26 protein-coding genes are annotated in these 21,203 nt (G+C 59.2%); 4 read left to right on the top strand and 22 right to left on the bottom strand.

What is annotated here, in order from left to right; genetic code table 11:
* Positions 1-40: 40 nt before the first annotated feature.
* The 22 genes from EI185_RS04955 to EI185_RS04850 all read right to left on the bottom strand — a co-directional run bounded on the left by EI185_RS04955 (position 41) and on the right by EI185_RS04850 (position 18,718).
* Positions 41-409, bottom strand: coding sequence for a HesB/IscA family protein (locus tag EI185_RS04955; protein WP_223247676.1), 369 nt, complete (start codon positions 407-409; stop codon positions 41-43).
* Between the two features lie 6 nt (positions 410-415).
* Positions 416-637, bottom strand: coding sequence for a 4Fe-4S binding protein (locus EI185_RS04950; protein WP_124704017.1), 222 nt, complete (start codon positions 635-637; stop codon positions 416-418).
* Between the two features lie 32 nt (positions 638-669).
* Positions 670-2,229, bottom strand: coding sequence for a nitrogenase cofactor biosynthesis protein NifB (gene nifB / locus EI185_RS04945; protein ID WP_124704016.1), 1,560 nt, complete (start codon positions 2,227-2,229; stop codon positions 670-672).
* Positions 2,230-2,502: 273 nt separating this feature from the next.
* Complete coding sequence (gene nifA / locus EI185_RS04940) at positions 2,503-4,146, bottom strand: nif-specific transcriptional activator NifA (protein WP_124704015.1); 1,644 nt, start codon at positions 4,144-4,146, stop codon at positions 2,503-2,505.
* 454 nt (positions 4,147-4,600) lie between these two features.
* Positions 4,601-5,071: a hypothetical protein gene (locus EI185_RS04935; protein WP_124704014.1), complete on the bottom strand. Its 471-nt coding sequence runs from the start codon at positions 5,069-5,071 to the stop codon at positions 4,601-4,603.
* Complete coding sequence (locus EI185_RS04930) at positions 5,065-5,385, bottom strand: (2Fe-2S) ferredoxin domain-containing protein (protein WP_124704013.1); 321 nt, start codon at positions 5,383-5,385, stop codon at positions 5,065-5,067. The genes EI185_RS04935 and EI185_RS04930 overlap by 7 nt, the downstream gene beginning before the upstream one ends.
* Positions 5,386-5,444: 59 nt before the next feature.
* Positions 5,445-5,951, bottom strand: a complete 507-nt coding sequence (locus EI185_RS04925) for a ferritin-like domain-containing protein (protein ID WP_124704012.1) — start codon at positions 5,949-5,951, stop codon at positions 5,445-5,447.
* A 5-nt stretch (positions 5,952-5,956) separates the two neighbouring features.
* Positions 5,957-6,262 carry a ferredoxin family protein gene (locus EI185_RS04920; RefSeq protein WP_124704011.1) on the bottom strand — a complete coding sequence of 102 codons (306 nt, stop codon included), beginning with the start codon at positions 6,260-6,262 and terminating at the stop codon, positions 5,957-5,959.
* Positions 6,259-7,557, bottom strand: coding sequence for an FAD-dependent monooxygenase (locus tag EI185_RS04915; protein ID WP_124704010.1), 1,299 nt, complete (start codon positions 7,555-7,557; stop codon positions 6,259-6,261). The genes EI185_RS04920 and EI185_RS04915 overlap by 4 nt, the downstream gene beginning before the upstream one ends.
* Positions 7,558-7,705: 148 nt before the next feature.
* Complete coding sequence (locus EI185_RS04910; protein WP_124704009.1) at positions 7,706-8,806, bottom strand: electron transfer flavoprotein subunit alpha/FixB family protein; 1,101 nt, start codon at positions 8,804-8,806, stop codon at positions 7,706-7,708.
* A 166-nt stretch (positions 8,807-8,972) separates the two neighbouring features.
* On the bottom strand, positions 8,973-9,818 hold the full coding sequence (locus EI185_RS04905; protein WP_124704008.1) for an electron transfer flavoprotein subunit beta/FixA family protein: 846 nt from the start codon (positions 9,816-9,818) through the stop codon (positions 8,973-8,975).
* A gap of 171 nt (positions 9,819-9,989) precedes the next feature.
* Positions 9,990-10,322, bottom strand: coding sequence for a nitrogenase-stabilizing/protective protein NifW (gene nifW / locus EI185_RS04900; protein WP_124704007.1), 333 nt, complete (start codon positions 10,320-10,322; stop codon positions 9,990-9,992).
* 25 nt (positions 10,323-10,347) lie between these two features.
* A complete protein-coding gene (gene cysE, locus EI185_RS04895; RefSeq protein WP_124704006.1) occupies positions 10,348-11,148 on the bottom strand; it encodes a serine O-acetyltransferase in 801 nt (266 codons plus the stop codon).
* A 15-nt stretch (positions 11,149-11,163) separates the two neighbouring features.
* A complete protein-coding gene (nifV, locus tag EI185_RS04890) occupies positions 11,164-12,306 on the bottom strand; it encodes a homocitrate synthase (RefSeq protein WP_124704005.1) in 1,143 nt (380 codons plus the stop codon).
* A 156-nt stretch (positions 12,307-12,462) separates the two neighbouring features.
* Entirely contained in the window at positions 12,463-13,578 is a 1,116-nt protein-coding gene (ald, locus tag EI185_RS04885) for an alanine dehydrogenase (RefSeq protein WP_124704004.1), read from the bottom strand.
* Positions 13,579-13,740: 162 nt separating this feature from the next.
* Complete coding sequence (gene fdx, locus EI185_RS04880; protein WP_124704003.1) at positions 13,741-14,079, bottom strand: ISC system 2Fe-2S type ferredoxin; 339 nt, start codon at positions 14,077-14,079, stop codon at positions 13,741-13,743.
* A 2-nt stretch (positions 14,080-14,081) separates the two neighbouring features.
* Positions 14,082-14,276, bottom strand: a complete 195-nt coding sequence (locus EI185_RS04875; RefSeq protein WP_124704002.1) for a hypothetical protein — start codon at positions 14,274-14,276, stop codon at positions 14,082-14,084.
* A 45-nt stretch (positions 14,277-14,321) separates the two neighbouring features.
* Positions 14,322-16,193, bottom strand: a complete 1,872-nt coding sequence (gene hscA / locus EI185_RS04870; protein ID WP_124704001.1) for a Fe-S protein assembly chaperone HscA — start codon at positions 16,191-16,193, stop codon at positions 14,322-14,324.
* Positions 16,194-16,203: 10 nt separating this feature from the next.
* Entirely contained in the window at positions 16,204-16,527 is a 324-nt protein-coding gene (gene iscA, locus EI185_RS04865; RefSeq protein WP_124704000.1) for an iron-sulfur cluster assembly protein IscA, read from the bottom strand.
* 11 nt (positions 16,528-16,538) lie between these two features.
* Positions 16,539-16,910 carry an iron-sulfur cluster insertion protein ErpA gene (gene erpA, locus EI185_RS04860; RefSeq protein ID WP_133372248.1) on the bottom strand — a complete coding sequence of 124 codons (372 nt, stop codon included), beginning with the start codon at positions 16,908-16,910 and terminating at the stop codon, positions 16,539-16,541.
* 26 nt (positions 16,911-16,936) lie between these two features.
* Positions 16,937-17,359: a Fe-S cluster assembly scaffold IscU gene (iscU, locus tag EI185_RS04855; RefSeq protein ID WP_124703999.1), complete on the bottom strand. Its 423-nt coding sequence runs from the start codon at positions 17,357-17,359 to the stop codon at positions 16,937-16,939.
* A 147-nt stretch (positions 17,360-17,506) separates the two neighbouring features.
* A complete protein-coding gene (locus EI185_RS04850; protein ID WP_124703998.1) occupies positions 17,507-18,718 on the bottom strand; it encodes an IscS subfamily cysteine desulfurase in 1,212 nt (403 codons plus the stop codon).
* 485 nt (positions 18,719-19,203) lie between these two features.
* Here EI185_RS04850 and EI185_RS04845 point away from each other — a divergent pair, with 485 nt between their 5' ends.
* The 4 genes from EI185_RS04845 (at position 19,204) to EI185_RS04830 (ending at position 21,139) form a co-directional block, all read left to right on the top strand.
* Complete coding sequence (locus tag EI185_RS04845; RefSeq protein WP_124703997.1) at positions 19,204-19,794, top strand: hypothetical protein; 591 nt, start codon at positions 19,204-19,206, stop codon at positions 19,792-19,794.
* 90 nt (positions 19,795-19,884) lie between these two features.
* Complete coding sequence (locus EI185_RS04840) at positions 19,885-20,286, top strand: group II truncated hemoglobin (RefSeq protein WP_124703996.1); 402 nt, start codon at positions 19,885-19,887, stop codon at positions 20,284-20,286.
* 68 nt (positions 20,287-20,354) lie between these two features.
* Positions 20,355-20,750 carry a Rieske (2Fe-2S) protein gene (locus EI185_RS04835; RefSeq protein WP_124703995.1) on the top strand — a complete coding sequence of 132 codons (396 nt, stop codon included), beginning with the start codon at positions 20,355-20,357 and terminating at the stop codon, positions 20,748-20,750.
* A 59-nt stretch (positions 20,751-20,809) separates the two neighbouring features.
* Entirely contained in the window at positions 20,810-21,139 is a 330-nt protein-coding gene (locus EI185_RS04830; protein WP_124703994.1) for a Rieske 2Fe-2S domain-containing protein, read from the top strand.
* Positions 21,140-21,203: the final 64 nt, after the last annotated feature.

The raw sequence follows: 21,203 nt of genomic DNA, 5'->3' as shown, positions 1-21,203 counted from the left end.
TGCACATTCATCGCCATGGCCCGCTCACCCTTTCCTCGCCTCAGTGCTTGTGGCCGAGGCCGGAGATATCGACGCTGGAACTGCTGCTGGAGCTGCCGCAGGATCCGCAAGTCGACGGAGTGGCCGTGACGAAACTCAGCCCGCCACCGGTCGGCGTTTCCGCAAAGTCAATGGTTGCCCCCTGCAGCAACAGGCGGCTTTCCGCCGGCAGGAAGAACTTGACGCCGTTCGCCTCGACCGTCGCATCGCCCGGCAATGGCGCCGCCTCCACAGTGAATTCAGAGGCGAGCCCGGAACAGCCGCCAGCGCTCACCGTCAGGCGGAAGCCAGCGTTCTCTCCAGCACCACCGAAACGAACCATGCGGCGCACGAACTTCTCGGCGGCTGGGGTGAGTGTCAATTCCATCATCTTCTCCTAGGCCTCTACGTAACGCGGGTAACTGTTGTCGATCACACAGGTGTCGTCTACCGGGCATACCGCGACGCACTGCGGGTCGTCGAAGTAGCCCAGGCACTCGGTGCACTTTTCCGGCTTGATGATGAAGGTCCCATCCTTCTCGCGTATGGCATTGTTGGGACACTCCGGTTCGCACGCCGAGCAGGCAGTGCATTGGGACGTGATGATTTTGAAAGCCATGGTCTTACTCTCCTAACGGTTGCAGTTAAATTTCACGCAGCGATGTAGGCGCCCTGACGGATATCGGCATCGCCGCGCTCGGCGTGAACAATTTCACCGGACTTCACTTTCGTCAGGTATTCCTTGAAATATTTCACTGCGGACTGCTCGATGAATTCGTGCGCGTACTTGTCAACCGGATCAATGCCCGCCGCCTTCAGGCTGTCTTTCGGACAGCCGCCGATCTTGGCCACAAACACTGCGACGCAATCGTTGATGGCGCGGATCACGGTAGGCAAGGTGTCTTCCTCGCCATAGCCACCCTGGCAGTAGAGATCGACGCGGCGATGCCCCACGAACTTGGAACCTTTGGTGCTGAGTTCGTAAATCTGGAATTCCTGGGCATGACCAAAATGTTCGTTGACCCGGCCGTGGCCTTTGGTCGCGACGGCGATCAGAACCTTCAGGTCACTGAACTCGGCTTCCAGATCGGTCATCTCGGCCTGCTTGGCCAGCACGGTCGCCTGGCGCTCCACCTCGACTTTTTCCTGGTAGGCTTTGCGACCCTCGGCGTCGTACTGGATGTCCATTTCCATGACTTTTTCAGTGCTGAACTCGGACGAGCGATCTTCACCCAGCAAGCCCACCGCATCGGCGCGGCATTGGCGGCAATGGCGCATCATGTTCATCTCGCCCTCGCAGCTGTCCTGCAACGCTTTCAGTTCTTGCGCCGTGGGGCCACGCTGGCCGTTCAAGCCGAATACCGTGCCATGCTCCGGTGCGGAAATCAGCGGCATGATGTTGTGCAGGAAGGCACCACGCGATTTGACTGCCTTGTTCACCTCGACCAGATGCTTGTCGTTGATGCCGGGAATCATCACCGAATTCACCTTGCACAGAATGCCGGCCGCGGTCAGCATCTCCAGCCCGAGCATCTGCCGTTCATGCAATATCCGGGCAGCCTCGATACCCGTGACGCGCTTGTGATTCCAGTAAATCCACGGATAAATGTGTTGCCCGACTTCCGGATCAACCATATTGATGGTAATGGTCACGTGGTCTACGTTGTACTTCTTGATGGTCTCGACGTGATCCGGCAAGGACAAACCGTTGGTCGAAAGACACAGCTTTATATCAGGCGCGGCGTTGAATATCAGATCGAAGGTCTTGAAGGTTTTTTCAGGATTTGCCAAGGGGTCGCCAGGACCGGCGATGCCCAGCACCGTCATTTGCGGAATGGTGGAAGCCACGGCCAGCACTTTTCTGGATGCCTGCTCCGGGGTCAGCTTTTCGCTCACCACACCGGGACGGCTTTCGTTGGCGCAGTCGTATTTGCGATTGCAATAGTTGCACTGGATATTGCACGCCGGCGCCACGGCCACATGCATGCGCGCGTAATGGTGGTGCGCCTCCTCGCTATAGCAAGGATGGTTTTTTACCTTTTCCCACACCGCCGGATCCATGTCTTCCGGGGCGGTGGATGAGCCGCAACTGGCTTTGCCGCCCTCGCTGGAGGTACCGCAGCCTTTATGCTCCGCAACCTGCTGCAAAATCTGATTCAAATTCTGGCCCTGATCGCTTCCTGTGTTCGGCACACTTGCTTGATTGTCCACGCTTGGCTCCTTGTCCGTTTCAGCTTCAACCAATGGCGATCATGAAATTGTTCGCCCGCTAAATGCGTTCATACACCGGGCAATCAGCAACAAGCGTGCCATTCATGAAATTCTCATAAATATCTTATAATTGAAGTACTTGGCGCAGAAATCTGATTGTCGCAGTTGCTACAAACAGGGATGGCCGGGGAAGAGAATTGTCGGGAAGACTACAGCGGGGAAAAGCAGGTAATGGCGGTCGCGGCTGTCTGCATGGACAACCGCGCAGCAGGGTTAAAGACGTTTGACTTCGATGTTGTATCTCGACAGCGCATACCCGATCTGGCGCGGCGTCAGATTCAGCAGACGCGCGGCTTTCGCCTGCACCCATCCGCACTGTTCCATGGCCCATACCAGACGCTCACGCTCGGTCATGAAGGCAGGATCCTCCCCGGCAGTCGCCTCGCCGAAACTGCTGCCGGAAACTTCCGGCATACTCGCACCGGAAGACACGGACACAATCGGGGCAGACACAACCGGAATCGGAATCGCCAGCTGGGCCTGGCCATAGTGCTGCAACACTTGCGAGAAGCACTTGTTCTGCTGACACGGCAAATCCAGCTCCTGAATCATATTTTTCCGTGTCATCGTCGCGGTGCGCTCGACGCAATTCTCCAGCTCGCGCACATTGCCGGGCCAGTTGCACTTGAGCATCACCGCCAGCGCTGCTGGTGAAATGGAAATCTTGCGTTCGTTTTCCTTGTTGAACTTGTCCAGGAAATGCTCGATGAGTGGCGGAATATCTTCGCGTCGCTCGCGCAGGGGGGAAAGGAAGATGCTCACCACGTTGATGCGGTAGTAGAGGTCGGCGCGGAATGTGCCCTTGGCCACATCTTCTTCCATATTGCGGTTGGTGGCTGCGATCAGGCGCACGTCCACCTTGATCGACTTGTTGCCGCCCACACGCTCGAATTCCCGCTCCTGCAGCACGCGCAGCAACTTGGTTTGAAACAACGGCGAAATCTCTCCGATCTCATCCAGAAACAGCGTGCCGCCCTGCGCCATTTCAAAGCGGCCTTTGCGTTCCTGGGTCGCTCCGGTGAACGAGCCCTTTTCGTGGCCGAACAATTCGGACTCGAGTAGCGTTTCGGACAGCGCGGCACAGTTCACCTTGATGAACGGGGCGAGCTTGCGCGGACTCAGATAGTGAATCGAGCGCGCGATGACTTCCTTGCCGGTACCGCTTTCGCCGCGCAGCAGCACGGTCGACCTGCCTGGCGCGGCCTGGTGCACTTCGGCGAACACATCCTGCATGCGCTTGCTGTGGCCGATGACGTTGTCCAGGCTGTACTTGCCCTGTAATTCTTTCTGCAGGCGATACTGGCGCTGCATCAACTCCTCGCGCTCGGCTGCCACGTTGTTGTGCAAGCGGGTGGTCTGGCCGATAAGATTCGCCACCATGGCCAGAAAACGTACATCGGCCTCGAAGTTACCCGGCTCGCCGTCCATTTCGCGGTCGACACTCAATACGCCAACGGTTTCCCGTCCGACCTTGATCGGCACGCCGATGAAGGCAACGACGCGCCCTTCCGCCAGGCTGCGCGACTCGGTTCGATTCAGGAAAAGCGGCTCCTTCGCCACATTCGGCACCACCATGGGCACGCCGGTTGCCAGAATCTTGCCGGTGATGCCCTCGCCCCTGCGGAAGCGGCCACGCCGGGCCGCCTCGGCTGACATCCCGGTTGCCTCAACAACATGCAGATCGCCGGACGGCTGCACCAAACTGACCATGCCCCGCCGCATCCTGAGATGTGAGGAAAGCATGCCAAGCACTTCCCGCGCCGTCTTGTTCAGGTCAAGGGATGAGCTCAGTATCTTGCTGATTTCATAGATAGTAGTGAGCTCGATGCCCGCCTGATGCCCTGTTAACGCGCCCATATCTCTAACCTCATTGAACCCTTCGTTAACTTGCAAGTACGAAAGCAGATCCAACCATAATCTTTAATATTTAGTTAAGCAAGTACCGAGCCATACCACAGATAAGGACTAGCATCCAACCGGAATTTCTGGCGTAGTCTGGCTTCAAATACGCTATTGAGACGGCCAGAATATGTTTGAACCCGCGCAGAACCATTCACGTGATTTCGTCCTGTCTGGTTCGTTGATCCGTCTCAATAGAACGCTGTTTTAAATATTTATTGATTCGGCACACCCCGCGTCCGCTCGACAACGGCAAGAAGCCATACCGCTCTCCCCCTTCAGACTTCATCGTGCCGAATCAATAACTGGAGAAGCGCTGAACATTTTCTCCCCATGCGAAAATCAGGTCATCTGCCGCATGGACAGCATGCGTCAATTGCCGCCTGAAAGGCGCGTGAATAGCAGGTGGCTATCAGTTCGCCGCCAGATCCCGAATCACCGATCCTCCCACCGTGTCGAGCGGGTCCAGTTCCTGCAACTTGGCAAGAAGCGCGTGACTGTCTTCACTTTGTCCCAGCCGCAGGCGAATAAAAGCGAGCGCCTTGAGGGTGAACAGGTAGAAGTGCTGCGGCGCGTCGACGCGGCGCCAGTCGGTTGAATGCGCATCGAGCTGGGTCCAGTCCGGGGTGAATCCGCCTTGGCGCGCGGCTATTTCGAGCCCTTGCAAGGCGGCTTTCTCTGCCTGCGGCAGCATGCGTTTGTAGAAGTAGAACTTGTACAGGGAAAAGTACACCGGCAGGCACTCGGGCGCGAGCGCTTGCGCGCTGCACAGCAGGAATTCCGCGCGCTCGGTGTTATGGTAAGACTCCACCGCCTGCGCCAGCCAGCCGGCCACGCCTGGCGGCAGCGTGCCATCAGCGATGCCGGGTATGGCGTTCACCATATCTCCTGGGGCAACTGTAGGCGCTCCACTGGCTTGCCGCCGAGCAGGTGCTCATCGACGATGGCTGCGACATCTTCCTTGGTGACTTTTGCGTACATGACGCCCTCGGGATAAACCAGTACATGCGGGCCGTTGCAGGGGCCGAGGCAACCGCTGTTGCTGAGGGCGAAGCGGCCGTTCAGGTTGCGCTGCTGGAACGCGAAGGCGAATTCCTCCCAGACTTCGGTTGCGCCACTTTGCATGCAGGAGCCGCGCGGGTGGCCGGGGCCGCGATTCTGGACGCAGACGAAGACGTGTTTTTCGGGTTTCGGCATGGGAGTGATCTCTTTCTCAAAATGGATGGAACAAGACGGGGGTTATCCTGAAGTGCGGCTCACTTGATCCCGGCGTGATTGGAACCGGGAGCGAGAGGTGGGTTTGCTGTTTGCGGGGCATAGCGGCCGATCCACTTTTCCAGTTCGGCCACGTGTTCCGCTTCTTCTGCGGCAAACTCTTGGGCCATCATCCTGACCTCGGGGTCCCCGGTGGTGGATGCGATATCGGCATAGAACGCGTGGCCGCGACGCTCGCCATCCAGCGCAAGATCAAGCGCATTGTTGACGTCGATCATGCAGTCGACGCCGATCCAGTCGAACTGTTCGGGACTGATGCCGTCAGGCCAGGAATAGCCCTCGGCCGCCAGCACAGGAAGCTGGCGAAATCCGCCCCGCTCCATCGCCAGCGCGAGATGCTTGCGCGAGAAGACCGCCATTTTCCGGAAGAACTTCTCGACTGCCGCATTGCCGTCGGTGCGCATGCTGTCGGCGAGCTCTTCATAGCGTCGTGCCGCCTCCCGTTCCAGCTCGACGGCATGCGCCAAGAACACGTTGATGTCTTCCATGGGGTTCAGCCGAACTTGAACAGGATGCCGTAGCCGCCGCGTGGATATTCCCAATCCACATTGCGATACGTCGAGCAGATGATGCGGCAGGTGCCGCATTCCAGGCAGCCATCGGTAATCAGCACCACCTGGCCATTGCCTTCCGTGGTGTAGCAGCCAGCCGGGCAGCACACCGTGCATTCCTGGGTCGTGCACTCCACCCTGCAGGTGTCCTGGTTGATGATGCTGATATGCGGCCGGCCCGCATCGACGCGGTAGCGATTCTGGAACAGTTTTTCCTCGACTTTCACCGGGATTTTTTCGGTATTCATTCGAATGCCCTCCACATTTTGTATGCATCGCCCATCAGGCCGAACAGCGAACGCCGCTGCTTGAAGCTCTTGCGGATCTCGCGTTCCTTGGTTTTCTTGTCCACGCCGTCCACGGTGAGCATGGTGTGGGCAGCGCGATTGAGCAGTTCGGGATAGGTGGTGAAAAAATGGTTGTTGTTGTGAAAAATTTCCGGCATGTTCTTGTACTTCTTCATGTCCTTCATGACGAAGCTGTCTTCAAGCCGGCCCTGGTAGATGGCCAGATTGGCCGCCGTCATCGGCAACTGCTTTTCCTTCAGGGCGATCACGGTCTCGGCGGCATAGCGGCCCGTGGTCATGGCCAGATTGGAGCCTTCGCGATGCACCGCGTTGACGAACATGCCGGCATCGCCCACGATCATCCAGCCTTCGCCGTAGAGCTGGGGCATCGCCTTGTAGCCGCCTTCCGGGATCAGGTGCGCGGTGTATTCCTTCATCTCGCCGCCGGCGAGCAGCGGCTTGATCGCCGGGTGCGCCTTCATCTGTTCCAGCAGCATGTAAGGCGTGATTTTCTGCTGCTTGAAGTCGGACAGCATGCAGCCGACTCCGATGGTGAGCGAATCCTTGTTGGTGTAGAGAAAACCGGTGCCCATCATGCCCTGGGTGATCTTGCCCGCCATCTCGATCACCACGCCTTCGCCCTCGCCAATGTTGAAACGGCTCTGGATGGTTTCTTCCGGCAGGAAATGGATTTCCTTGACCGCCAGCGCCACGTCCTTGGGCTCAAGCTCGGCATGAAATCCCGCCTTCTTCGCCAGCAGCGAGTTCACCCCGTCGGCGAGCACCACGATGTCGGCGTAGACCGCCCCCCCCTCGCGATCGGTCTGCACGCCGATCACCCGTTTTCCGTCCATGATCAGGTTGGAGACGGTGGTTTCACACACCAGCAGCGCCCCTGCCGCCTGCACCCGCTTCGAGAACCACTTGTCGAACTGGGCGCGGATAATGGTGTAGCGGTTGTAGGGCTGCTGGTTGAACTCGGCGGAACGGAAGGTGGTGCCGATATAGGATTCGTCGTCCAGCACCCACATCTGCTGCTCGATCAGGTGGCGTTCCAACGGCGCATCGTCGCGGAAATCCGGGATGATCTCCTCCAGCGCCTTCGAATACAGGATTGCGCCCTGCACGTTCTTGGAACCGGGATACTCGCCGCGCTCGATCTGCAGCACTTTCAGTCCGGCCTTGGCCATGGTGTAGGCGGCAGCGTTGCCGGAAGGCCCCGCGCCGATCACGATGGCATCGAATTTTTCATCCATGGTTACTTCTCCTGGAATTTCATGATTCGTTTCTCACCACGGAGGACACAGAGGTCACAGAGGTCACAGAGCAAAACAAAATCAATTGCAAATAAGTAATAAGCCATGCTTTTCTCCGTGTCCTCTGTGTACTCCGTGGTGAAAGCATTTAAACCGCCACTTTCGCCGTCGCCAACTGCTGCCGGAACGCGTCGGTGAGCGCCGGCAATATCGTCATCGCGTTGCCGACGATGCCGTAAGTGGCGAAGTCGAAGATCGGTGCATTGGGGTCGCTGTTGATGGCGATGATCACATCCGAGGCATCCATCCCCACCCGATGCTGGATGGCGCCGGAAATGCCGGCGGCGATGTAGAGCTTGGGGCGCACGGTCTTGCCGGACTGTCCGACCTGGCGGTCGAGTTCCACCCAGCCTGCCTGCACCACCGGGCGCGTCGCGCCGACTTCCGCACCCAGCACCTTGGCCAGGTCCCAGATCAGCTGGAAGTTTTCCGGCCGCTTCATGCCACGCCCGCCGGACACGATGATGTCGGCGAACGGCAGCTGCGGTTTGCCCTGCAGGTTGTCCGGAATGTATTCGAGCACCTTGGTCACGATGTCGGTCTCGATCATGCCCAGCGAATGTTCGATGATGCTGCCGCTGCGCGTGTCATCCTTTTTCGGCATGCTCATCACCCGCGGCCGCACCGTGGCCATCTGCGGACGGTAGTTGAGGGTGACGATGGTGCACAAAAGACTGCCGCCAAACGTGGGGCGAGTCGCCGCCAGACTGCGGTTTTCCAGGTCGATGTTGAGTTCGGTGCAGTCGGCGGTGAGGCCGGTCTGCAAGGTGGTGGCGACGCTGCCGGCGAGGTCGCGGCCGAGGGTCGTGGCACCGAGCAGCAGGATTTCCGGCTGATAGGCGTTGACCAGATCGGTCAGCCCCTTGGTGAATGGCTGGTTGCGATAGTCGGCCATGACCGGGTCTTCCATCAGATAGCAGAGGTCAGCGCCGTAATGGAAGGCATCCTCGCAGAAACGCCGGGCCTGGATGCCGGGCGCCCCCATCACCACGCCGGCCAGCGGCACGCCCAGCGTGTCCGCGAGTTTGCGGCCTTCACCCATCAGTTCCCACGAAACGGGATGGGCGACGCCGCGCTCGTGTTCGACGAACACCCACACGCCCTTATAGGATGCCAGGCGCGGATCCAGTTCGAATTTGCGCCGGCCGGCAGGTTTCTTCGGTGGTTCCTGTTCAGTTGCTTCGCTCATGTCGCGATCCTTATTTCATGATTACTTTTGAAAAGTGTTTTGCCACAGAGATCACAGAGTTCACAGAGAAAACCCCTTGGATAAATTGGCTAACTGCACGCTTCAATAGGATGATGTTCTCTGTGTCCTCTGTGGCAAAGATTTGCATTTGCATTTTCATTTTCGCTTAGGCGTTGACCTTGGCGATTTCTTCGGGCAGATTCGGATACTTGGTGAACATCTTCGTCAGCAGCGTGACGGCAAGATCCTTCGGCTCCTTGCTCTCGCAGTCGATGATTTCCGCGCGCTGCGATTTGGCCTGCGGCGCGAACACCTTGCTGACGATGGTGGGCGAGCCCTTGAGGCCGATCTTGGACACATCCTCGATACCGGCGGCGTCCTTGTCCCATTGCTTGAGGGGATAACGCGCGGCGCGAAACATGTTGGGCATGGTCGCAAAGCGCATTTCGTTGGTGCCTTCGAGCATGGTGATGAGACAGGGCAACCTGGTTTGCAGCACCTGTACGCCGCCTTCCGCGCGGCGATGCAAGGTGATTTCCCGCTTGTCCAGATCGAGATCGACGATGCTGGAGACATAGGTCAGCAACTGCAGATCCAGACGTTTGGCGATGCCGGGGCCAACCTGCGCGGTGTCGCCGTCGATGGTCTGCTTGCCCGCGAAGACGATATCTACCGGCATGTCTTCCTGAATTTTCCTGATCGCGGAAGCCAGCGCGAAACTCGTGGCCAGGGTGTCGGAGCCGGCGAAGGCGCGGTCGGTCACCAGGATCGCATCATCGGCGCCGAAGGAAATGGCCTTGCGCAGCGCCGCTTCCGCCTGTGGCGGCCCCATGCACAGCACGGTAACGCGGGCGCCGTATTCGTCCTTCAGGCGCAGCGCTGCCTCCAGCGAGAACAGATCGTATGGATTGACGATGGCCGGCACGCCCTGGCGCATGATGGTGTTGGTCACCGGATGCACGCGAATCTGCGCGCTGTCCGGAACCTGCTTGATGCAAACGACGATGTGCATGGTGGTCTTGTCCTTAAATCCTAAAAAACCTTTTTGCCACAGAGAGCACAGAGAAAAACCACTGCTCAAATTGACGCGTTGCGTCGGTGGCTAACTTGGGTGGCAGGCCTGAAGCGATTTTCTCTGTGTCCTCTGTGATCTCTGTGGCAAGCATTTCTTTAATCTTCAAATCTAATGATGCGACGACAGCGAAGTGCGCAAGCTGTCGAGCGTGATGTGCTGTTTTCCGTCCGTATCCTGAAATACCTTGAACACCTTTTCCTGCGCCGCCGTTGAATTCACAAAGTCACTGTAAGCTTTGCCCAGCATCTCCTTGCACACGCCGCGCAGCGTGCCGTCGTCCATCGTCGCCGTGCCCGGCGTCGCCCGCAGATACTGGTTAAACCGCTTCAGGATGTGCAGCCGGTTCACGTGGACGACGGACTGGTCGTAGGGAACCAGGAAATAGTCCAGGAACTCTTCCGCCGAAGAGAAGGTGCTCATGTGTTTGAGTAGGTCGCTCATGATTTTTTCCGATGCTCGTTTAACTTCAGTGGGTAGTCCGCTTCAGGTTCACGGCGACGTGAGCCGGATCGCAGGTTTCGGTGCAGGTGATACAGTCGCTGGTCACCGGTAGTTCTTGCGCCTCGGCGGAAACGCCCAGGTGTTTTTCCAGGTAGGCGATGCGGTCGAGCAGGCAGGAAATCGCCTTGCCCACCGGGTCGGGCATCAGATGGTGGTCGAGGTCGATGCCCTGCTGGGTGATGCGGCGCTGGTTCGCGGGCAGCACCACGCGGCCGGGGATGCCGACCACCGTCATGCTGTCCGGCACATCTTGAATCACCACCGAATTCGCGCCGACGCGCGCACCGCTTCCCACTGTGATCGGGCCGAGTATCTTCGCGCCTGCGCCCACTACCACGCCGTCGCACAGGGTGGGGTGGCGCTTGCCGGGATTCCAGGAGACGCCGCCGAGGGTGACGCCGTGGTAGAGCGTGACATCGTTGCCGACCTCGGCGGTCTCGCCGATGACGACGCCGCAGCCGTGGTCGATGAAGAAGCGGCGGCCGATGGTGGCGCCGGGATGGATGTCGATCTGGGTGAACATGCGCGCGAAGAAGCTAATGAAGCGCGCGGCATAGCGCCAGCGACGCCCCCACAAAACGTGACTGAGGCGATGCCAGAACAGGGCATGGATGCCTGGGTAAGTGGTGATGACTTCCCAGGTGGTACGCGCAGCCGGGTCACGTTGAAACACGCAGGCTATGTCTTCGCGCAGCAGGGCGAATAATCCGGGAGCGGTTTGCGGAACCTGGGCGGTCAGGGTATGTGGGTCGAACATCGCGCTCATCTTGCTTCCTTCCGGTCAGGACTGAACCGATGCGCACGGCATCGCTTCCAGGTAGAAGCGTTCCAGGTCGGCGGCGCTCGGTATTCGCTTGGTGACGACAGCGTGTTCACGAATGCGCGCAAGCAGATCCTTGGCTTCGAATTCCGTCAGCGTGATGCCGATAGTGGCGTAGGCATGCATCACCGCGCTGGTGCCCGAATGTTTGCCGAGCACCAGCTTGTGGCTGCGCCCGACAGTTTCGGGTGCCAGGCCCTGGTAGTTGAGCGGGTTCTTGAGCAGGCCGTCCACGTGGATGCCTGACTCATGCGTGAACACGGCGTCGCCGACGATGCTTTTGTTCACCGGAATCGGACGACCCGAAGCTATCGACACCAGGCGTGAGATTTCCGGGAAGTGGCAGCTGTCGATGCCGGTTCCGATGTTGTAGAGGTGGTGCATCGCGGTGACGGTCTCCTCCAGCGCGGCATTGCCGGCACGTTCGCCCAGGCCGTTGACTGTGGTGTTGATGTGGCCCGCACCCGCCAGCACAGCGGCCAGCGTATTCGCCGTGGCCATGCCCAGATCGTTGTGGGCGTGCATTTCGAGTTCGAGATCGGTCGCCTCGCGCAGTTGCCTGATGCGGTTGTAGGTGATGAACGGATCCAGCAGTCCGAGCGTGTCCGCGAAGCGGAAGCGCTGTGCGCCGGCAGCCTGTGCCGTATCGACCACGCGCAGCAGAAAATCCGGATCCGCGCGTGAGGCGTCTTCACCGCCAACACTGACGTCCATGCCCATATCCTGGGCGTGCTTGACGAAATGGCTGATGGTATCCAGCACCCATTCCCGATCACGTCCCAGCTTGTGGCGGATTTGAATATCGGAAACAGGAATCGACAGATTGACGAAATGTACGCCACAGCTGGCGGCGGCGGTAAGGTCAGGTTCGCACATGCGACCCCAGACCATCAGTCTCGACGGCAGCCCCAGGCTGGCAATGGCAAGAATATTCTCGCATTCTTCAGGCCCCATGACCGGGATACCTACTTCCATTTCCGCCACACCGGCGGCGGCCAGCGCGCGCGCGATGGCGATGCGTTCTTCGGCGCTGAAGGTCACGCCAGCGGTCTGCTCGCCATCGCGCAGGGTCGTGTCGTTGACGACTACAGAAGGTTGGGTCATGTTCGCTCCGAAGAAGTTGCTTTCATTCGTTACTCAGCAAATGACGTGCCAGATTAAATAGTTACATATAATCAGCAAATTGGATGTTCAGGCGGGTGATGAACAGGGAGGTAAAACGACATTTGTCGGGGATTGTAGGGATTGCGACACGATGGGCTATGCTGCCAGTTCAGTCATGGCAAAAGCTTCGAAGGCGTAACCGAGATCGGCAGCGACAGCGCGATGCGTGACCTGGCCGCGAAATACGTTGAGGCCCTCCCTCAGTCCCGGATTGTCCAGCAGCGCCCGCGCGCAGCCTTTGTCGGCGAGTTCCAGCGCAAGCGGCAGCGTGGCCTGGGTCAGCGCCAGAGTGGAGGTGCGCGCGGTGGCACCCGGCATGTTGGTGACGCAGTAATGCACCACGCCGTGTTCGACATAGGTGGGGTCGGAGTGCGTGGTGGGACGCGAGGTCTCGGCGCAGCCGCCCTGGTCGATGGCGATATCCACGAAGGCCGAGCCCGGCTTCATCGCCTTGATCATGTCGCGTGTCAGCAAGCGCGGCGCGCGCTGGCCGGGGATCAGCACCGCGCCGATGACCAGGTCCGCCTCGCGCGTCAGTTCGGCGATGGCGGCGGGTTCGGAAAAGCGCGTTTTGACGCGCATGCCGAACACGTCGTCCAGGTAGCGCAGGCGCGCCAGGTTGATGTCGAGCACCGTGACCTCCGCGCCGAGACCGAGCGCCATCTTCGCTGCATTGATGCCGGATGCGCCGCCGCCGAGGATGACCACCTTGCCCGGCGCTACGCCCGGTACCCCGCCGAGCAGCACACCGCTGCCGCCGTTGGCGATCTGCAATGCCGTCGCGCCGGTCTGCACCGCGAGGCGCCCCGCCACCTCCGACATGGGGATCAGCAGCGGAAGATTGCCCTGGGCGTCGGTCACGGTTTCGTAGGCGATGCCGATCACTTTGCGCTCCAGCAGGCCGCGCGTCAGCTCCGGCTCGGGCGCGAGATGCAGATAGCAGAACAGCACCTGTCCTTCGCGCAGCAGCGCTACTTCGGAAGGCTGCGGCTCCTTGACCTTGATGACCATGTCGCAGCCGTACACTTCGCTACGCCCCGTGATCATCGCACCGGCCGCCTCGTACAAGGCATCGCTGAAGCCGATGCGTGCGCCGGCCAGGGTTTCCACCAGCACTTCGTGGCCGTGGGCCTTGAGTGCGCTCACGCCGGCCGGGGTAACGCCAACGCGGTATTCGTGGTCCTTGATTTCCTTCGGGATGCCGATGCGCATGATGTGCTCCATCTTGAAAATCAATTGAACCACGGAGTACACAGAGGCAAAGCAGTTCTAATGTTCCTATGCTTCTTCGGTCAGTTGGCCAAGCTGGCTTCCTAACCTAAAAACCTCTGTGACCTCCGTGTACTCCGTGGTTAAAGATTTGTTCTTTCGATTTCAATGCCCTTCCTTGACCATGTTGATCGAGTACTTGGGAATCTCGATCACCAGGTCGGCGCCGTCAACGAGAGTCTGGCAGGCGAGGCGTGATTCCGGTTCCAGACCCCATGCCTTGTCGAGCAGATCGTCTTCTTTCTCGGTGCCGGGATCCAGGGAGGCGAATCCTTCGCGCACGATGACGTGGCAGGTGGTGCAGGCGCAGGATTGTTCGCAAGCATGGTCGAGCTCAATGCCAGCGGCGAGCAAGCTGTCGCAAATGCTGCTGCCGCTCTCGGCGTCTATCGCAGCACCGTCCGGGCACAGGATTTCATGCGGCAGTACAATGATTTGCGGCATGGTTAAACCTGGAAACCGTAGTTGGACGCGCCCGATGGTGCATTTGGGCGTGTGGATGCCGCGAAGCGACGAGGCGGCAGGCCGGGACCTGCAACGAGGAGCGACAAAGGTATGCGCGCGCCCAGATGCGTCAGCGGGTGCGTAGCGTGCTCACCCAACGGGCGATCCAGGTCGAAGGCAGAAAACTCAGTATTCATGTGGTGTTCCTTAAGGCGACAAGCGGTCAACTGCGGTTTTCAGGTTTAAACCTCGATTGCATCCAGCCGCTGACCTGTCAGGGCGCGCTGTATGCTTGCGTCCATGCGGCGGGCGGCGAATTGGGCGGTGGCCCGGTTAAGCGAGTCGGCGGCGCGTTTGATGGCGACGTGATCGTGGCCGGTCAGCAGGACACGCAGCGTCTCCATGGCACGGTCGATGCTGGCACGCTCCGTGTCGGACAGCAGTTGCCTGCCGTCCTGGTCCACTGCCGCCTGCGTGGCCTCCAACAGGCGCAGGCCGTCCACGCGCTGCTCGCGCAGGTTGCGTGCGTCCATGTCGTTTTTGGCATGGGTGAAGGAATCCTGCAGCATGCGCGCGATTTCGTCGTCGCCCAGTCCATAGGAGGGCTTGACCTCGATGGTGGCCTGCACGCCGCTGGTCTGCTCATGGGCGGATACCGACAACAGACCATCGGCATCGACCTGAAAAGCGACACGGATGCGCGCCGCGCCCGCCACCATGGGCGGAATGCCGCGCAGCTCGAAGCGCGCGAGGGAACGGCAATCGCTGACCAGTTCGCGCTCGCCCTGCACCACGTGGACGCTGATGGCGGTCTGGCCGTCCTTGAAAGTGGTGAACTCCTGGGCGCGGGCAACCGGGATGGTGGCGTTGCGCGGAATGACTTTTTCCACCAGCCCCCCCATGGTTTCGAGGCCCAGCGACAGCGGGATCACGTCCAGCAGCAGCCAGTCGTCCGCCTTGCGATTGCCCACCAGCAGATTGGCCTGCATCGCGGCACCCAATGCGACAACCTTATCCGGGTCGAGATTGGTCAGCGGCTCGCGCTTGAAGTAATCAGCCACTGCAGTGCGCACGTGACGCATGCGGGTGGAGCCGCCGACCAGCACCACGCCATCGATGTCATCCATGCCAAGGCCTGCGTCGCGCAGCGCTTTGCGGATGGGATTGATTGTTTTGTCGACCAGGCTGGCGGTGAGCGCGAAGAAGGTTTCGGCGCTCAGGCTCAGGTCGAGTTCCACGCCGGATGAGAGCGATGCACAAATGCGCGCCTCGTCATGCTCGGTGAGGGTTTCCTTGGCTTTGCGCGCCAGGCTCAACAACTGGCGGGCATCCGTGACCGTCGCATCCGCGATTGCGCCTTGCTCGACGATCCAGCGATAAATGCATTCGTCGAAATCGTCGCCACCCAGTGCGGAATCGCCGTTGGTGGCGACCACCTCGAAGATACCCTGGCTGAGACGCAGGATGGAAATATCGAAGGTGCCGCCGCCCAGATCGTAGATGCAGAAAGTGCCTTGCGATGCATTGTCCAGGCCATACGCGATGGCAGCTGCAGTCGGCTCGTTCAGCAGGCGCAGCACGTTGAGACCGGCCAGGCGCGCGGCATCCTTGGTTGCCTGGCGCTGCGCGTCGTCGAAGTAAGCCGGTACGGTGATGACCGCACCCGTGAGCTCACCGCCAAGGCTGGTTTCAGCGCGGCTACGCAGCACCTTGAGAATTTCAGCCGAAATTTCCACCGGGCTTTTCACCCCGGCGCGCGTCTCGATGCGCACCATGCCGGGGCTGTCGACGAAGCGGTAAGGTGTGGTGGAAGCGCCGGGTACATCCTTGAGTCCGCGCCCCATGAAGCGTTTGACCGAGGCGATGGTGTTATGGGGATCGTCGGTTTGGTGCAATTGCGCCTCCAGACCGACTTCCGGGATGACATCCTGTTGTATATAACGCACTACCGACGGCAGCAGGGTGCACCCAGCTTCATCTTCCAGCACCGACGCCGATCCGCTGCGCACCGTGGCTACCAGGGAATTGGTGGTGCCCAGGTCGATTCCGATAGCCAGCCGATGCTGGTGGGGATCCGCACATAAACCCGGTTCTGCAATATTGAGGAGGGCCATGTTGTTCTCGCTATACGTTGAAGCTTTCGCCGCAGCCGCAGGAATTCTTCACGTTGGGGTTGTTGAATTGGAAGCCTTCGTTCAAGCCTTCACGCACAAAATCCAGTTCGGTGCCATCAAGGAAAGTCAGGCTCTTGGGGTCAATCAGCACACTGACGCCGAAGGACTCAAAAACAATATCCTCGGGCAGTGTTTCGTCCACAAACTCAAGCGTGTAGGCCATGCCGGAGCAGCCGCTGGTGCGCACACCCAGGCGCAGACCGACCCCCTTGCCGCGCTGGTCGAGAAATTTCCGCACCCGGTTGGCGGCACGTTCTGAAAGCGTAATAGCCATGCCCTGTCCCCTTACACCGAAAACGAACTGCCGCAGCCGCAGGTCGACGCGGCGTTCGGGTTGTTGATCACGAAGCGCGCGCCTTCGAGGCTTTCCTGGTAGTCGATTACGGCACCCATGAGGTACTGGAAGCTCATCGGGTCGATCAGCAATGAAACGCCGCATTTCTCCATCACGGTATCGTCTTCGGCACTGTTCTCGTCAAAACTGAAACCGTACTGAAAGCCGGAACAGCCGCCACCGGTAACTGAGACGCGCAATTTGAGCGCGGTATTGCCTTCATCGGCGATGATTTCCTTGACCTTGTTTGCCGCCGCTTCGGTAAAAACGATGGGGCTGGGGACAGGCATTTCGACAACAGGGCTGAGGGTTTGCGTTTCCATTTTTTGCTCTCCTGTGAGTGCGGCATTTATGCGGCAGTCGGGTTGCAGGCGGCGTAGCCTGCGTCGACGACTTCGTGTTTGTTGCGATAGTCGGCAACCGCGGCCTTGATTGCGTCCTCGGCCAGAATCGAACAGTGGATCTTGACCGGCGGCAGCGCCAGTTCTTCGGCGATGGCGGTGTTCTTGATTTCCAGCGCCTGATCGAGGGTCTTGCCTTTGACCCATTCGGTCACCAGCGAGCTGGAGGCGATGGCGGATCCGCAACCGTAAGTCTTGAAGCGTGCTTCCTCGATGATGCCGTCGGCGTTCACCTTGATTTGCAGCTTCATCACGTCGCCGCAGGCCGGGGCGCCGACCATGCCGGTGCCCACTGAAGCGTCGCCCGCTTCGAGCGCTCCGACATTGCGGGGATTTTCATAGTGATCAAGTACCTTGTCGCTGTAAGACATTTTTTGCTCCTTTTAGTCGCGGGGGGTTAGGGGCTGGGGGCTAGGGTTTAGAGGGCTTTGTGGCGCTGCGCGCCTTTTTTGATTTGGCGCGGCCTTGGCCGCACGTCCCCTAGCCCCTAATCCCTATTTCCTAGCCCCTCAAAAAAATCAATGTGCAGCCCATTGCACGGTGTTCAGGTCTACGCCGGCACAATGCATATCCCACAACGGCGACAGATCGCGCAGCTTGCCGACATGCTTGTGCAGCAGTTGCACGGCGTAGTCGATTTCTTGCTCGGTGGTGAAACGGCCGATGGAGAAGCGGATCGAGCTGTGTGCCAGCTCATCGTTGCGCCCCAGCGCTTTCAATACGTAGGACGGTTCCAGGCTGGCCGAGGTACAGGCCGAGCCGCTGGATACCGCGAGATCCTTGATCGCCATCATCAGCGATTCACCTTCGACGAAATTGAAACTCGCGTTCAGGTTGTGTGGCACGCGCCGCAGCATGTCGCCGTTGAGGTGCACTTCATCCAGCGTGTTGAGGCCAACCCACAGCCTGTCGCGCAGGTAGCGGATGCGCTCGTTTTCGGTAGCCATTTCCTCGGCTGCGATACGAAAGGCCGCGCCCATGCCAACGATCTGGTGGGTAGCCAGCGTGCCGGAGCGCATGCCGCGCTCGTGGCCGCCGCCGTGCATTTGCGCTTCCAGACGCACGCGCGGCTTGCGTCGCACGTACAAGGCACCCACACCTTTCGGTCCGTAGGTCTTGTGGGCGGAAAAGGACATCAGATCGACTTTCATTCGGGCGAGGTCGATTGGTGCCTTACCGGTAGACTGCGCGGCGTCCACATGAAACAGCACGCCCTTGGCGCGACAGAGTTCGCCAATAGTATCGATGTCCTGGATCACGCCGATTTCGTTGTTCACGTGCATGACCGAGGCGAGAATCGTATCGGGGCGGATCGCGGCTCGAAATTTTTCCAGATCGAGCAGGCCGTCCGGCTCGGGATCGAGATAGGTGACTTCGAAACCCTGCCGTTCCAGTTCGCGCATCGGGTCGAGCACCGCCTTGTGCTCGGTGCGCACGGTGATCAGGTGTTTGCCCTTGCCCTTGTAAAACTGCGCTGCACCCTTGATGGCGAGGTTGTCCGACTCGGTTGCACCCGAAGTCCAGACGATTTCCTTGGGATCGCAGTTCACCAGCCCCGCGACTTCTTCGCGCGCCAGTTCCACGGCTTTATCCGCATCCCAGCCAAAGGCATGCGAACGCGAGGCGGGGTTGCCGAATTTTTCCGTCAGATACGGAATCATCTGTTCCGCCACGCGCGGGTCGATTGGCGTGGTCGCGGAGTAGTCGAGATAGATGGGAACCTGGGGCATGAACGTCTCGCTCTGGTTAGCTTGCGTTTAGGGGACGGCATATTTCTCCGCCGGTCATGCCTGACTAAAAGCAACTCATGTGCCATGTCTTATAAATAACTATAACCTATTGAATATACGATACTTAATTGACATCTTGAGGAGTGCCTTCCTGTGTAAGCTTTGTATGTTTTGCGACAATGGCGCTTCTGTTCTCCCGGTTGTGTGTCGCTTTCCGGCGCGTGACTGCGTCCATGGAAATATTCCAGCCTCCTGCCCTCACAAGACAACGACGAACCGGGCGCGATGTGCTTCGATGCCCCGGGCTTTGCTGGCTTGGCACCAATAAAACCTGCCTTTTGTAGCATTCCCGACACTGGATGTGCGGCGTGCATTTCAATTATTTATATTTACAATCAATTGCTTGAGTTTATTTTCAGTGCTGGCATTGCTCTTGCTGTAGAAAGTTTGATCGAAATCCCTTCAACTTCAGCAAAGAGCACGCCATGACCACGCTAGACCAGACCGCCTTCAAACAACTCGACGCCGAGAAGCGCTTGCAGAATCCGGTATTCAAGGCCGCCACCGGCGCGGCCGGTCGCTTCGGATTCCGTGGCGAAATCGCCATCAAGTTCGCTCCACAGTATGCCGACGAAGCACGCCCGCCGGAGCTTACGGCCGATCAGGTGATCGCCGTGGCGCAGGAAGGCAAGGCGGGGCTCGACTTCATGGCGGCCTATCTGCTTTCCTTCGAATCACTGAAACCGCTGGCGGACGCGATGGGCACCACCCTGAATGCGGATGGAAAGTATTTTCTGTTCTGCGACAACATCGATCTCTCCAAGCGCTATCAGGTCCCTTACAGCGGCGCGACGTTTTATGTGCTGCCTATTTCCGAGGCAACGGTATACAACGAACTGCTGGATTTGTTGTACCTGGAACGCATCGATCTCAAGCGCCTGGATTCAGCCGGAAAGGTGAATCGGATCGCCGATAAGGCGTCGAAGTTTTCCGATACCTTTCCCACCATGAGCTACGAAGAAGGACTGCGCGTCATGGGGCCAGTGCGCAACCCCAACGAAGGTCGGCCGGTTTAACTCGGGCACCGCGGCAGGGTTCGTTACAGGTGACATGTGTGGCAAACCCTGCAGCATGAAACCACTCCGCCATCCAGGATGCCCGTCATCATGAACGCTGCGATCGTCAACGCCAATCCCCATTACGCTCGTCTTGGCGGGGCGGAAGCCGTGCGCGGACTGGTCGACCGGTTCTATGACCTGATGGACGAGGATCCGGATTATTACGGCATACGCAAATTGCATCCGCAGGATCTGGGCGAATCGCGCAACAAGCTTTACTGGTTCCTCAGCGAGTGGATGGGCGGACCCGCGCTGTTCGCCGAGCACATCGGCCAGCCCTTTTTACGCCGCCGTCACGCGCACTTTGCCATCGGCATGAGCGAGCGGGATCAATGGATGGCGTGCATGGTGCGCGCCATGCACGATGTCGGGCTTGCTCCAGACCTGCGGACGGAACTGCAGCAAGCCTTGTTCAAGACCGCCGATTTCATGCGCAACCAGCCCGAATAGCGCGCCCCCCGTGTCAGCGATGATCCCAGTCCGCCGCCCCACCCCTCACCCAAAACAGGAGCGTCAATATGAATGAGCTATTTGCAATTTGCCGCACGAACCAGATAGACGGAGACCAGCCCAGCGGATTCTGGCTGGCGGTGCGCACCGAGACCGGCGAAACGAAACCCTGGCCCATCGTGATCGGGCGCAAGGGGAACCGTTTTTTCGGCTACGAAAACGTCTGCCCCCACACCGGCAGCCGGCTGGATACCGAGCATGGACAGTTCCTGGATGAGGACGCCAACTTCCTGACCTGCGGCAAACATCGCGCGCAGTTCGATCTGGATGACGGCCACTGCTTCATCGGGCCGTGCAAGGGACAGCAACTGACCCCCGTCACCCTGGTGATCGACGACGGCGATGTCTGCGTCACCGGTGTGGAATTGGCCGAAGAAGACGGCCTTGATCGTGGCGATGGATGAGTCAGGCGTCATGATCAAGTCGGCCCGGATTCGCATAAACGCCTGGGAAGGGAATCGCGATGTTTGCAAAAGCATGTGAAGAAAACGAATTGAGAAAAGGCAAATACGAAGTGGCGGCGGTCAACCGTACGCTGGTCCTGATCGTATGGCCGCAGGATAGCCAGCCACGCGCCTTCCAGGGAATGTGTCCGCATTCCAACGAGCCGTTGGCCGACGCGCGCTTCAATGGCAAGGTGTTGACCTGTACCCACCACGACTGGGAATTCGATGGTGAATCGGGCGCTTGCGTCAAAGGCAAACCGTGCTCTCTCGCCGAATATCCGCTGAAAATCGAGAACGGAGAAGTGCTGGTCGATACCGCCGACATCACCCCTTGCCGCCTAGGATAAGCCCCGGGCGGCAAATTGCAGGTCATGCATCACACGAGTTGTTTATCCAATATCTGGAGAGCGT

It is taken from the genome of Sulfuriferula multivorans (assembly GCF_003851125.1).
GTDB classification, from domain to species: domain Bacteria; phylum Pseudomonadota; class Gammaproteobacteria; order Burkholderiales; family Sulfuriferulaceae; genus Sulfuriferula; species Sulfuriferula multivorans.
The sequence above is the reverse complement of the archived record's forward strand: the minus strand, read 5'-3'. Positions and strand labels throughout refer to the sequence as shown.

Excerpts from the sequence above, each read along its gene's own strand:
- EI185_RS04905 (WP_124704008.1), bottom strand. The coding sequence starts at position 9,818 with ATGCACATCGTCGTTTGCATCAAGCAGGTTCCGGACAGCGCGCAGATT.
- EI185_RS04830 (WP_124703994.1), top strand. The coding sequence starts at position 20,810 with ATGTTTGCAAAAGCATGTGAAGAAAACGAATTGAGAAAAGGCAAATAC.
- nifV (WP_124704005.1), bottom strand. The coding sequence starts at position 12,306 with ATGACCCAACCTTCTGTAGTCGTCAACGACACGACCCTGCGCGATGGC.
- EI185_RS04910 (WP_124704009.1), bottom strand. The coding sequence starts at position 8,806 with ATGAGCGAAGCAACTGAACAGGAACCACCGAAGAAACCTGCCGGCCGG.
- EI185_RS04835 (WP_124703995.1), top strand. The coding sequence starts at position 20,355 with ATGAATGAGCTATTTGCAATTTGCCGCACGAACCAGATAGACGGAGAC.
- EI185_RS04925 (WP_124704012.1), bottom strand. The coding sequence starts at position 5,951 with ATGGAAGACATCAACGTGTTCTTGGCGCATGCCGTCGAGCTGGAACGG.
- fdx (WP_124704003.1), bottom strand. The coding sequence starts at position 14,079 with ATGCCGCAAATCATTGTACTGCCGCATGAAATCCTGTGCCCGGACGGT.
- EI185_RS04840 (WP_124703996.1), top strand. The coding sequence starts at position 19,885 with ATGAACGCTGCGATCGTCAACGCCAATCCCCATTACGCTCGTCTTGGC.
- EI185_RS04850 (WP_124703998.1), bottom strand. The coding sequence starts at position 18,718 with ATGCCCCAGGTTCCCATCTATCTCGACTACTCCGCGACCACGCCAATC.
- EI185_RS04935 (WP_124704014.1), bottom strand. The coding sequence starts at position 5,071 with ATGGTGAACGCCATACCCGGCATCGCTGATGGCACGCTGCCGCCAGGC.
- EI185_RS04845 (WP_124703997.1), top strand. The coding sequence starts at position 19,204 with ATGACCACGCTAGACCAGACCGCCTTCAAACAACTCGACGCCGAGAAG.
- EI185_RS04875 (WP_124704002.1), bottom strand. The coding sequence starts at position 14,276 with ATGAATACTGAGTTTTCTGCCTTCGACCTGGATCGCCCGTTGGGTGAG.
- EI185_RS04930 (WP_124704013.1), bottom strand. The coding sequence starts at position 5,385 with ATGCCGAAACCCGAAAAACACGTCTTCGTCTGCGTCCAGAATCGCGGC.
- EI185_RS04920 (WP_124704011.1), bottom strand. The coding sequence starts at position 6,262 with ATGAATACCGAAAAAATCCCGGTGAAAGTCGAGGAAAAACTGTTCCAG.
- EI185_RS04955 (WP_223247676.1), bottom strand. The coding sequence starts at position 409 with ATGATGGAATTGACACTCACCCCAGCCGCCGAGAAGTTCGTGCGCCGC.
- iscU (WP_124703999.1), bottom strand. The coding sequence starts at position 17,359 with ATGTCTTACAGCGACAAGGTACTTGATCACTATGAAAATCCCCGCAAT.
- hscA (WP_124704001.1), bottom strand. The coding sequence starts at position 16,193 with ATGGCCCTCCTCAATATTGCAGAACCGGGTTTATGTGCGGATCCCCAC.
- iscA (WP_124704000.1), bottom strand. The coding sequence starts at position 16,527 with ATGGCTATTACGCTTTCAGAACGTGCCGCCAACCGGGTGCGGAAATTT.
- EI185_RS04950 (WP_124704017.1), bottom strand. The coding sequence starts at position 637 with ATGGCTTTCAAAATCATCACGTCCCAATGCACTGCCTGCTCGGCGTGC.
- erpA (WP_133372248.1), bottom strand. The coding sequence starts at position 16,910 with ATGGAAACGCAAACCCTCAGCCCTGTTGTCGAAATGCCTGTCCCCAGC.
- nifW (WP_124704007.1), bottom strand. The coding sequence starts at position 10,322 with ATGAGCGACCTACTCAAACACATGAGCACCTTCTCTTCGGCGGAAGAG.
- cysE (WP_124704006.1), bottom strand. The coding sequence starts at position 11,148 with ATGAGCGCGATGTTCGACCCACATACCCTGACCGCCCAGGTTCCGCAA.
- nifA (WP_124704015.1), bottom strand. The coding sequence starts at position 4,146 with ATGGGCGCGTTAACAGGGCATCAGGCGGGCATCGAGCTCACTACTATC.
- EI185_RS04915 (WP_124704010.1), bottom strand. The coding sequence starts at position 7,557 with ATGGATGAAAAATTCGATGCCATCGTGATCGGCGCGGGGCCTTCCGGC.
- ald (WP_124704004.1), bottom strand. The coding sequence starts at position 13,578 with ATGCGCATCGGCATCCCGAAGGAAATCAAGGACCACGAATACCGCGTT.